Origin of the sequence: Cryobacterium sp. CAN_C2 (genome assembly GCF_015751745.1) — a bacterium.
Taxonomy (GTDB): Bacteria; Actinomycetota; Actinomycetes; order Actinomycetales; family Microbacteriaceae; genus Cryobacterium.
The window spans coordinates 33,688-45,584 of sequence record NZ_JADOUX010000014.1 but is presented as its reverse complement, the minus strand read 5'-3'; the positions used below and the strand labels follow the sequence as shown (position 1 = coordinate 45,584).

Below are 11,897 nucleotides of genomic sequence, written 5' to 3'. Positions count from 1 at the left end.
CACCAACGGAGAACCGCATGAGCCAGAACCCCACGCCCGCCTCGAACGACGACGCCGAGGGCTTCTCCGACGCGGAGATGAACGAGCAGAAGGCCGTGCGCCTCGGCAAACGCGACCGCCTGAACGCGGCCGCTGCGAGCCCGGCCGGCGGCGCCTACCCGGTGTCGGTTCCCGTCACCCACACCATTCCGGCCGTACGCGCCGAATTCGGCGAGCTCGAAGCGGATGCCACCACGGGCGTCACCGTCGGCCTCGCCGGCCGCATCGTGCACCTGCGCAACACCGGCAAGCTGTGCTTCGCGAGCCTGCAGAGTGGTGACGGCACCCGCATCCAAGCCATGGTCTCGCTCGCCGCCGTCGGCGAGGAGTCCCTCGCCGCCTGGAAAGACCTCGTCGACCTCGGCGACCACGTGTTTGTCACCGGCGAGGTCATCTCCAGCCGTCGCGGCGAGCTGTCGATCATGGTCACCGACTGGCAGGTCGCTGCGAAGGCGCTGCTGCCGCTGCCCAACCTGCACGGTGAACTCAGCGAAGAAACCCGGGTGCGAAGCCGCTACCTCGACCTGATCAGCCGGGAGCAGGCCCGCACCAACGTGCTGTCCCGCTCGAAGGCCGTCGCGAGCCTGCGCAGAACGTTCACCGATCTCGAATTCATCGAGATCGAGACCCCTATGCTTCAGGTTATGCACGGCGGGGCATCCGCTCGCCCGTTCCAGACCCACAGCAACGCCTTCGACACGGAGCTGTTTCTGCGCATCGCACCCGAGCTTTTTCTGAAGCGGGCCGTGGTCGGCGGCATCGACCGCGTCTACGAGATCAACCGCAACTTTCGCAATGAGGGTGCTGACTCCACTCACTCGCCCGAGTTCGCGATGCTCGAAGCCTATGAGGCTTACGGCGACTACAACTCCATCGCCGATCTCACCCAGAAGCTGATCCAGGATGCCGCGTTCACCATCGCCGGATCGCACGTGGTGACCTGGGCCGACGGCACCCTGTTTGACCTCGGCGGCGACTGGGACCGCATCGGCATGTACGACAGCCTGTCGGCGGCCGCCGGCATCGTGATCACTCCCGACACACCGCTGGCGGACCTCGTGGCTCTGGCCGACGGCGAAGGCATCGACATTGACCATCCCATTCACGGCAAGTACGTCGAAGAGCTGTGGGAGCACTTCGTCAAGGGCGACCTGGTGCGCCCGACCTTCGTGATGGACTTTCCGGTCGACACGAGCCCGCTCGTGCGCGGTCACCGCTCCCTGGCCGGCGTCGTCGAGAAGTGGGACCTCTACGTGCACGGCTTCGAGTTGGCCACCGGTTACTCCGAGCTCGTCGACCCGGTCGTGCAGCGCGAACGCTTCATCGAGCAGGCGAGCCTCGCCGCCGGGGGAGACCCCGAAGCCATGCGCCTCGACGAGGAATTTTTGCGTGCCCTGGAATACGGCATGCCGCCGACCGGTGGCATGGGCATGGGTATCGACCGCATGTTGATGGCCCTGACCGGCCTCGGAATTCGCGAAACGATTCTCTTTCCGCTGGTGAAATAGTGAACTACCTGCCCGACGACGAGTTGAAGCCCAACAAGGGTGGCCGCAAAGCGCCGTCGATGAACCGAATCGCCCTCTGGGTCATCATCGGCGGCGTCGGCGTGTACTACCTGGGTAGCGGTGTCATCGGCCTGCTCAGCAAGTAGTCGGTATCTCAGCCTTTACGCGTAGGCTGAGACCGTGATTGAGAACTTTTGGGGAAATGCTGTCTTTTCGGTCGTACCCACCATCCTGCTCGGCTTGGTCTTCTGGCTGATGATGCGCTCGATCCTGCGCGCCGACCGCACCGAACGTAAGGTGTACGCCGAAATCGAAGCCGAAGAACGCGCCCGGCTCGGTCTCGACAAGCCGGTCACCTAAGTACCAATGTTTGGCATCGACGGCCTGACCATCACCGTTCTGCTGGCACTGATCGCCGACTTCTCCGTACGCGTCGTGGCTATCATCGTGGTGCCGCGCAACCGGCGCCCGATGTCGGGCATGGCCTGGTTGCTGACGATTTTCTTCGTTCCGTACCTTGGCGTGGTGCTGTTTCTGCTGATCGGCTACCGCACCCTGCCGAAAAAGCGTCTGGCCAGGCAGGCCGCGATCAATCAATTCATTCTGGAGAGCACCGAAGGTATGGAGCGCGTGCGCCGAGACCACCCCTGGCCGATCTGGCTGGAATCGGTTGTGCAGCTCAACCGGAACCTCGGATCGATGCCGCTCGTCGGTGACAATACAGCGAGCCTGATCGGTGAATATCAGGTCAGCTTTGACACGATGGTCACCGATATCGACCGCGCCGAGAAGTACGTGCACGTAGAGTTCTACATTCTCTCGTTCGACCCGACAACGGCGCCCTTCTTCGACGCGCTCGAACGTGCACATCGGCGCGGAGTCACCGTGCGGGTGCTGCTGGACCACATCCAGTCGATGCGTAAGCCCGGTTTCACTGCCACAAAGCGGCGGCTCACCGAAGCGGGGATTGCCTGGCAGCTCATGTTGCCGGTTCAGCCGTTCAAGGGCAAATGGCAACGTCCCGATCTGCGAAACCACCGCAAGCTGCTCATCGTCGACGGGCTCGTCGGGTTCATGGGCTCGCAGAACATCATCGACCGCTCCTACAACATACGCAGCAACATCCGTCGTGGGTTGCAGTGGAAAGACCTTATGGTGCGCCTGGAGGGCCCGATCGTGGCCGGGCTCAACGCCATTTTCATCACCGACTGGTACAGCGAGACCAACGAGCTACTGACCCGCGATATCGAGCCGGTGCATCCGCGCAATGTGGCCGATGCGATTGACTGCCAGGTGGTGCCCAGCGGGCCGGGTTTCAAGGGTGAGAACAACCTGCGCCTGTTCCTCGCGCTGCTGTACTACGCGCAGGATCGCATCATCATCACGAGCCCCTATTTCGTTCCGGACGAATCGATCATGTACGCGATCACGACCGCGGTGCAGCGCGGACTGCACGTTGAGCTGTTCGTGTCGGAGATCGGTGATCAGGCCGTGGTGTACCACGCCCAACGCTCGTACTACGAAGAGCTCCTCACCGCCGGGGTGCGCATCTACATGTACAAAACGCCGTACATTCTGCACGCCAAGCACTTCTCCATTGACGACGAGGTCGCCGTCGTGGGCTCGAGCAACATGGACATGCGATCGTTCAGTCTCAACATGGAGGTCACCCTCATGGTGCGCGGCCGCTCGTTTGTGCAGCAGCTTCGCCACATGGAAGACCGCAACCGCGAAAACAGTCGTGAATTGACGCTCGAGGAGTGGAACAAGCAGCCCTTGCGCTCGACCATTCTCGACAACCTCGCCCGCCTGACCAGCGCGGTGCAGTAGACGTTGCTCGGGAGGGGCCGCCGCATCCGCTGCACCATCCGTCACGCCTAGGGCGAACAAACGCGCGGGATCGCCATCGGCTGGCTACTCTCGATATAACGGCACCAAATGCCCTGGCGCCAAGGGAGCGATCATATGTTTGAGAGATTTACCGACCGAGCTCGTCGCGTCGTTGTTTTGGCCCAGGAAGAGGCCAAAATGCTCAACCACAACTACATCGGTACCGAGCACATTCTGCTCGGGCTGATTCACGAGGGTGAAGGCGTCGCCGCGAAGGCTCTCGAGAGCCTCGGCATCTCGCTGGACGCCGTGCGCGAGCAGGTTCAGGACATCATCGGCCAGGGGCAGCAGCAGCCCACCGGCCACATCCCCTTCACGCCGCGGGCGAAGAAGGTTCTTGAGCTGAGCCTGCGCGAAGCGCTGCAGCTCGGCCACAACTACATCGGAACCGAGCACATTCTGCTTGGCCTCATCCGCGAGGGCGAGGGCGTTGCCGCCCAGGTGCTCGTGAAGCTTGGCGCCGACCTCAACCGTGTGCGCCAGCAGGTCATTCAGCTCCTCTCCGGTTACCAGGGTAAGGAGCAGGTGCAGGTCGGCGCCAACGAGCAGGCGGCCAACACGGCCGGCAGCCAGGTGCTTGACCAGTTTGGTCGCAACCTCACCCAGATGGCCCGTGACAACAAACTCGACCCGGTCATCGGGCGTGAGAAAGAAATTGAGCGGGTCATGCAGATCCTCTCGCGTCGCACCAAGAACAACCCCGTGCTGATCGGTGAGCCCGGCGTCGGCAAGACGGCCGTCGTCGAGGGTCTCGCCCAGGCCATCGTCAAGGGTGATGTGCCCGAGACGTTGAAGGATAAGCAGCTCTACTCGCTTGACCTCGGTTCGCTCATCGCCGGCAGCCGCTACCGCGGTGATTTCGAAGAGCGCTTGAAAAAGGTCACCAAGGAGATCCGAACTCGCGGCGACATCATCGTCTTCATTGACGAGATCCACACCCTCGTGGGTGCGGGCGCCGCCGAGGGCGCCATCGACGCCGCGTCGATTCTCAAGCCGCTCCTCGCCCGCGGTGAGCTGCAGACGATCGGTGCAACCACCCTCGACGAGTACCGCAAGCACTTCGAGAAGGATGCCGCCCTCGAGCGCCGTTTCCAGCCGATCCAGGTGAATGAGCCGTCGCTGCCGCACACCATCAACATTCTCAAGGGCCTGCGTGACCGCTACGAAGCGCACCACAAGGTGTCAATCACCGACGGCGCCCTGGTGGCTGCGGCGAACCTCGCCGACCGGTATGTCTCCGACCGGTTCCTGCCCGACAAGGCCATCGACCTGATCGATGAGGCCGGCGCTCGCCTGCGCCTGTCGATCCTGTCGAGCCCACCCGAGCTGCGCGAATTTGACGAGAAGATCGCCGTGGTGCGCGCCGCCAAGGAGCTCGCCATTGAGGAGCAGGACTTCGAGAAGGCCGCCGGCCTGCGCGACGAGGAGAAGAACCTTCTCGGTGAGCGTCTACGCCTCGAGAAGAAATGGAAGTCGGGCGACGTCAAGACGACCGCGGTCGTCGACGAGGGCCTGATCGCCGAAGTACTGGCCCAGGCCACCGGCATCCCGGTGTTCAAGCTCACCGAGGAAGAGTCCTCGCGGCTCGTCTTCATGGAGAAGGCGCTGCACCAGCGCGTTATCGGTCAGGAAGAGGCCATCTCGGCGCTCGCCAAGACCATCCGACGCACTCGTGCCGGCCTGAAAGACCCGAAACGTCCCTCCGGTTCCTTCGTCTTCGCCGGCCCCACCGGCGTCGGCAAGACCGAGCTCGCCAAGGCGCTCGCGGAGTTCCTCTTCGACGACGAAGCCGCCATGATCTCGCTTGACATGAGTGAGTACGGCGAGAAGCACACCGTGTCGCGCTTGTTCGGTGCGCCTCCCGGGTTCGTCGGATTTGAAGAAGGTGGCCAGCTCACCGAAAAGGTGCGTCGCAAGCCGTTCTCCGTGGTGCTGTTCGACGAGATCGAGAAGGCTCACCCCGACATCTTCAACTCCCTGCTCCAGATTCTGGAAGAGGGCCGGTTGACAGATGGCCAGGGTCGCGTGGTCGACTTCAAGAACACCGTCATCATCATGACCACCAACCTCGGCACGAAGGACATCTCGAGTGGACCGGTCGGCTTCCAGTTGGAAGGCGACACCACCACCGGGTACGAGCGCATGGCCGGCAAGGTGAAAGACGAGCTGAAGAAGCACTTCAAGCCCGAGTTCCTCAACCGCGTGGACGAGATCATCGTGTTCCCGCAGCTGACCAAGCCGGAGCTGCTGCAGATCGTCGACCTGTTCATCAAGCGGCTCGGCGTGCGTCTGCTCGACCGTGACATGACCGTCGAGGTCGCCCTTCCGGCGAAGGAACACCTGATCGAGGTCGGCTTCGACCCGACGCTCGGTGCTCGCCCGCTGCGTCGTGCCATTCAGCGCGAGGTGGAGGACCGCCTGTCAGAGAAAATCCTGCAGGGCGAGCTCAACGCCGGCGACCACGTGCACGTGGACTACGTCGATGGCGCATACATCTTCACAACGACGACCCGGGTTGACCCGGTCGGCGTCGGAGTGAACACTGCCGCCGCCATCGGTACCGGTCCGGCTACGCCCGACCTCGCCATCACGAGCGACTAACAGCACCAGAGGTCTGGCCCGGTAGATTCGTCTGCCGGGCCTTTTCTCTGCCCTGGGGGTGAACCTGGCCTCGGGTGAACGTGCCTGGGGTGAACCTGCATTGGCGTGAACTGAAGGAGGCGGCATCCGCCGGTGTGGGCTGAAAGCGGGGCTAAGTCAGGAGGAACGGGGCGGGCGGGGCTCTGGAGCGGCGGAATCATGCGGCACGATCTCTAGACTGGTGGTTTGATCCTGAATGAGCCACGAGAGGGGCCGATTGGCGTGACTGCACTGCAACAGACCGCACCGGAACAACCCGAACTGGAATATTCGGTGCGCCGTGCGCGCACCAGTGACGTGCCCGGCATCGAAGCGCTCGTTGAGCCGCTCGTGCAGCAGCGCATTCTGCTGGGCAAGGATCGGGTCGTGTTCTACGAGGCGGTGCAGGAATTTCGGGTGGCCGTTGATGCCTCCGGCAAGCTGATCGGCTGCGGCGCCCTGCACGTGATGTGGGAGGACCTCGGCGAGGTGCGCACTCTTGCCGTGGACGCACAGTGGCTCGGCTGCGGCGTGGGTTACACGATGATGAAGCGCCTCGAAGCGGATGCCCGCGATCTCGGCCTGAGCCGACTGTTCTGCCTCACCTTCGAGGTGGGCTTCTTCACCCGCAACGGCTTCAGCGATATGGGCACCGAAACCGTCGATCCGGCCGTCTACGCCGAGCTCGTGCGCTCCCCCGATGAGGGTGTCGCCGAGTTTCTCGACCTGGCCAGGGTGAAGCCGAACACGCTCGGCAACACCCGCATGGTGAAGCGCCTGAGCCAGCGAATGTGAGCCGGATAGGTCTGATCGCGGCCTCAAACGCCGTCCGGCACCGTTTAAAGGTGCTCATACGAGCAAAATACGCGGGGTTTACCCCCTGGACACGGGGCGTCGCTAGGCTGCGGACTATTGCACCTGCCGGACCAATTCGCCGGGGGAACTTTTGACAGCACGAACCCGGGTGCAATGAGACGACCATCGTTCTATGAATGAGGAGATCCATGTCATCCGCCGTTCGCAGCCGTTCCAAGCTGTTTTTCGCCACACTTCTTGGGGTGAGCCTTGCGGCCGCTCCGCTCATGGCGGTACCGGCCAGCGCCACCACCGCCGGTGCCGGGGTGCTCATCAATGAGGCATATTTGAACGGGGGAAGTTCGGGGGCAACGTACCTGAACAAATTCGTCGAACTCTACAACCCGACCGCCGCCGACGTATCGCTCGACGGCACCTCCATTCAGTACCGTTCCTCGGGAGGAACCTCCAACCCGACCGGCGTCGTCGCTCTGACCGGCACCATTGCCGCCGGCGGGTACTACCTCGTGCAGGGCAGCTCGAATGCGGCCAATGGCGCTGCACTTCCGAAAGCGGATGCCTCGTTCGGCACCTCCTTCGCCGCTGGCTCCGGCACGATCTTCTTCGCGAACCAGTCCGCGGCGCTCACCGCACCCGCCACCGGTTCGCTCACCGACCAGGCCGAAATTCTTGACCTGATCGGCTACGGCAGTTCCAATACGTTTGAGGGAACGGCCGCCGCCGCAGCATCCGTTACCACCTCGGTGAACCGTACCGAATTTGTCGACACCGACGTCAACGCCGCCGACTTCAGCACGGCCGCCCCGACGCCGACGAACACGGCCGGCGACACCCGCACCCCGGTAGAACCCGATCCGGAGCCCGACCCGACCCCGGTGCCCGACGAACTGACCGCGATCGACGCAATCCAGGGTACGACCGACACGAGCCCGCTCGCCGGAACCATCGTCAAAACCTCCGGTGTAGTCACGGCGGCTTACCCAACCGGCGGATTCGACGGGTTCTACCTGCAGACGGCCGCAACCGGCGGACCGATTGACTTCGCCAGTCACAGCGCCTCACACGGCGTCTTCGCCTACTCCAGCACGGCGACCGCCGACGTGCAGATCGGCGACCATGTGCAGGTTGTCGGCACCGTCGTGGAATTCTCCGGCATGACCGAGGTCACCTTCGGCACCGTCGACGACGTCACCCAGCTATCCAGCGCCGCCGTGGTCACCCCCACCCCGGTGACGGTGACGTTGCCGATCAGCAAAGAGCAGCGCGAAACTCTTGAGGGCATGCTCCTCGCTCCGCAGGGTAACTTCACCGTCACCAGCAACTACTCGACCAACCAGTACGCCGAAATCGGCCTCGCCGCCGGCACGACGCCCCTGGTCAACCCCACGGTGACGGCACGGCCGGGATCGAGCGAGTACACGTCGGCCATCGCGGACAACGCGGCGCGCGCCGTGACCCTCGATGACGGTGCGAGCACTAATTACCTCAGCGGTACCGACCGGGCAACCCCGGTTCCGTACCTCACCGTCGCTGACCCGCTGCGCATCGGCGCGGCCGTGACCTTCACGAAACCCGTCATCCTCGACTACCGCTACGGCGTGTGGAAGTTTCAGCCCACCGAGGCGCTCACCGCGGCAAACGCTGCCACGGTTCAGCCGGCCACATTCTCCGATACCCGCACCGCCGCTCCCCGCGATGTGGGCGGCGACGTTCGACTCGCCAGCTTCAACGTGCTGAACTATTTCTCCACGGTCGGGGACTCCCTGACCGGGTGCCTGTACTACACCGATCGTGCGGGTGACCCGACGACAATACGGGGGGGCTGCCTTGCCCGTGGCGCGGCGAACACCGTCAACTTCGAACGCCAGCAGGCCAAGATCGTGGCGGCAATCAACGCCCTCGACGCCGACGTGGTCTCGCTCGAGGAGATCGAGAACTCGGCCGCCTTCGGCAAGGATCGCGATGACGCCCTCTCCAACCTGGTGAACGCGCTCAACGCTGCTGCCGGAAGCACAGTCTGGGCCTTCGTTGCCTCGCCTACAAAGCTTCCCGCGAGCGAAGACGTCATCCGCACCGCGTTCATCTACAAGGTCGGCACGGTCGAAATCGTCGGAGAGTCGAAGATTCTCACCGGTTCCGCCGCCTTCAGCAACGCCCGCCAACCACTCGCCCAGGCGTTCCAACTGGTCGGCGACACGGGCAGCACTTTCCTCACCATCGTGAACCACTTCAAGTCGAAGGGTTCAGGATCCGGCGTCGACGCCGACATGGGCGACGGCCAGGGCGCGTCGAACGCCTCCCGGGTGAACCAGGCCACGGCCCTCGTGGACTTCGCCAACGGCCTCACGACCAGCACGGGCATCGACCGGGTATTTCTCACGGGTGACTTCAACGCCTATGACCAGGAAGATCCGATCAAGGTAATCACCGATGCGGGCTTCATCAGCCAGGAGGCCAAGAGCGGCGAGTACACGTATGCCTACGGTGGCACGGTCGGATCGCTTGATCACGTGTTCGCTTCGCCCGAGGCGGACGCCACGGTGAACGACATCGACGTGTGGAACATTAACTCGGTCGAGTCGGTCGCCCTTGAGTACAGCCGTTACAACAATAACGTCACTGATTTCTACTCCGCCGACCCCTTCCGCTCCTCCGACCATGACCCGGTTGTTCTCGGACTCAACCTCACAACGCCCACCTCGGTTGAGCTCAACCTGCTCAATGTCAACGACTTTCACGGACGCATCGACGGCAACACCGTCAAGTTCGCGGGAACCGTTGAGCAGCTGAAGGCGGAGTACGGGGACGCCAACTCGCTCTTTTTGTCGAGCGGTGACAACATCGGTGCTTCCCTCTTCGCCTCGGCGGCGCAGAAGGACCTGCCTACCATCGACGTTCTTGACGCTCTCGGCCTCGCGGCCTCCAGCGTTGGCAATCACGAGTTCGACCAGGGTTTCGGTGACCTCACCGGCCGGGTGTCTGACGCGGCGAACTTCGACTACCTCGGTGCCAACGTCTACGAACTGGGCACCGCGACCCCCGCGATGCAGGAATATGCCATCATCGACGTGGCCGGCGTCAAGGTCGGCGTGATCGGCGCGGTGACGGAGGAAACCCCCTCACTCGTCTCACCCAATGGAATCGCGACCCTGAGCTTCGGTGACCCCGTCGCGGCCGTCAACCGCGTTGCCAACCAGCTCAGCGACGGCGACCCGTCGAATGGTGAAGCGGATGTTCTGCTCGCCGAGTACCACGAGGGTGCCGGCGCCGGAATCCCGGACGGCGCGACGCTCGAGCAGGAGCTTGCCGCCGGCGGGGCTTTCACGAGCATCGTCAATGACACCACGGCCGAAGTGGACGCGATCTTCACCGGTCACACGCACAAGCAGTACGCATGGGACGCACAGGTACCCGGCGCGGCCGACGGTGTGACGCGCCCGGTGCTGCAGACGGGCAGCTACGGCGGGAACATCGGCCAGGTCGTACTCAGCTACGACATCGCTTCCGGCGGCACGACCACGGTACAGAACCGCAACGTGGCGCGCTCCACCTCTGAGGATGCCGACCTCGTGGCCGCCTACCCGCGTGTTGCCGAGGTTCAGTCGATCACGACCGCCGCGCTGGCCGAGGCAGCAATTCTGGGTGCCGTGCCCGTGGGCTCAGTCACCGCCGACATCACCCGGGCCTGCACCGACGGAGTCGCACCGTGCGCCGAAGATCGTATGGCTCCCTCGACGCTGGGCACACTCGTTGCGAACTCGTTGCGGACCTCTCTGGCTGACCCGAACGTCGGCGAAGCTGAAATCGGTGTCGTCAACCCCGGTGGCATTCGTTCTGACCTGTCGCTCGCTCCGGACGGTGTCGTGACCTATGCCGAGGCGAACGCGGTGCTGCCGTTCCTGAATAACCTGTGGACGACGAGCCTCACGGGTGCGCAGTTCAAGACTGTTCTTGAGCAGCAGTGGCAGACCAACGCCGATGGCACAACTCCGAGCCGTCCGTTCCTGCAGCTTGGGCTGAGCGACAACGTGAACTACACGTTCGATGCCAGCCGCGCCGCGGGAGACCGCGTGACCGGCATCTGGGTCGACGGTGCACGGATCGACCCAGCACAGTTGTACCGCATCGGTTCGTTCAACTTCTTGCTCACCGGGGGTGACAACTTCCGCGAGTTCACGAACGGAACGGCCACCCGCGATTCGGGTCTTGTCGACCGAGATGCCTGGATCTCCTACCTCCAGGCGAACAGCCCGCTGTCCCCGTCGTTCAAGGCCAACCAGGCCTCGATCACCGGAGCGCCCACGGCCGCAGTCAACCCGGGTGACACGGTCACGTTCACGGTTGGCGACCTCAACCTCACGTCGCTCGGGGCTCCGAAGAACACGCAGCTCGCGTTGCGCTGGTCGGGCAGCGACGTGGGCACGGCATCCGTTGATGCGACGGGTGCCGCCGTCGTCACCGTCACGGTGCCGACGGACGCCGTCGAAGACAGCGTGCTTGAAATGACCACCGCCCCGTCGGGCACCATCGTGCGCCTCGCCATCGCCGTTGCGGTGAGCACCGAACCCGGAGATGCGCCCACCGCAGCGCCCGCGAAAGAGCTCATCAAGAAGCTCAAGAACGACATCGACACCGACCAGAAGTCCTACCGGGCCGGTGGCGCGGTGGTCGTCGAGGTCGGAGTGAAGCACGCCGGAGAGTACGTGTCGGTGTGGGCCTACTCCAAGAAGAAGGAGCAGGCCGACAACCTCGGAGGGTGGCTGCTCGTGAATGCGGAAGGAGCCGTGAGCGTCACACTCGCCAATGGACTCAAGTACGGCAAATACAGCATCTCCGCGCAGAACGCGGACGGTGACGTGATCGGCTGGACCGACGTGAAGGTCACTCACGCCAAGAAGGCACCGAAGCCGCCGAAGCACGGGCACCACTAAGCCCGGCGGTTTGCGCTGGCCTGTCCGCATCCGGAAATTTCCTGGTTGCGGGCGGGTCCGCGCCCATTTCCTGCTGTAATTGGCCCGACACGCA

Annotated in this window: 7 protein-coding genes; all 7 read left to right on the top strand. The window is 63.7% G+C overall.

The window, feature by feature from the left end; translation table 11 throughout:
• Positions 1–17: 17 nt before the first annotated feature.
• The 7 genes from lysS to IWX77_RS11800 all read left to right on the top strand — a co-directional run bounded on the left by lysS (position 18) and on the right by IWX77_RS11800 (position 11,803).
• Entirely contained in the window at positions 18–1,547 is a 1,530-nt protein-coding gene (gene lysS / locus IWX77_RS11830; RefSeq protein WP_196844714.1) for a lysine--tRNA ligase, read from the top strand.
• The gene (locus IWX77_RS11825) at positions 1,547–1,693 is read left to right on the top strand and encodes a hypothetical protein (protein ID WP_196844713.1); all 147 of its coding nucleotides are present in this window, start codon (positions 1,547–1,549) and stop codon (positions 1,691–1,693) included. The genes lysS and IWX77_RS11825 overlap by 1 nt, the downstream gene beginning before the upstream one ends.
• Before the next feature lie 34 nt (positions 1,694–1,727).
• Entirely contained in the window at positions 1,728–1,907 is a 180-nt protein-coding gene (locus IWX77_RS11820) for a hypothetical protein (protein ID WP_196844773.1), read from the top strand.
• A 6-nt stretch (positions 1,908–1,913) separates the two neighbouring features.
• On the top strand, positions 1,914–3,377 hold the full coding sequence (cls, locus tag IWX77_RS11815; protein ID WP_196844712.1) for a cardiolipin synthase: 1,464 nt from the start codon (positions 1,914–1,916) through the stop codon (positions 3,375–3,377).
• A 135-nt stretch (positions 3,378–3,512) separates the two neighbouring features.
• Positions 3,513–6,038 (top strand): ATP-dependent Clp protease ATP-binding subunit, encoded by a 2,526-nt coding sequence (locus IWX77_RS11810; protein ID WP_196844711.1) that lies wholly within the window; start codon positions 3,513–3,515, stop codon positions 6,036–6,038.
• Positions 6,039–6,299: 261 nt separating this feature from the next.
• Positions 6,300–6,851, top strand: a complete 552-nt coding sequence (locus IWX77_RS11805) for an amino-acid N-acetyltransferase (protein ID WP_297412641.1) — start codon at positions 6,300–6,302, stop codon at positions 6,849–6,851.
• Positions 6,852–7,060: 209 nt separating this feature from the next.
• Positions 7,061–11,803: an ExeM/NucH family extracellular endonuclease gene (locus IWX77_RS11800; protein ID WP_196844710.1), complete on the top strand. Its 4,743-nt coding sequence runs from the start codon at positions 7,061–7,063 to the stop codon at positions 11,801–11,803.
• The last annotated feature ends 94 nt before the right edge of the window (positions 11,804–11,897 follow it).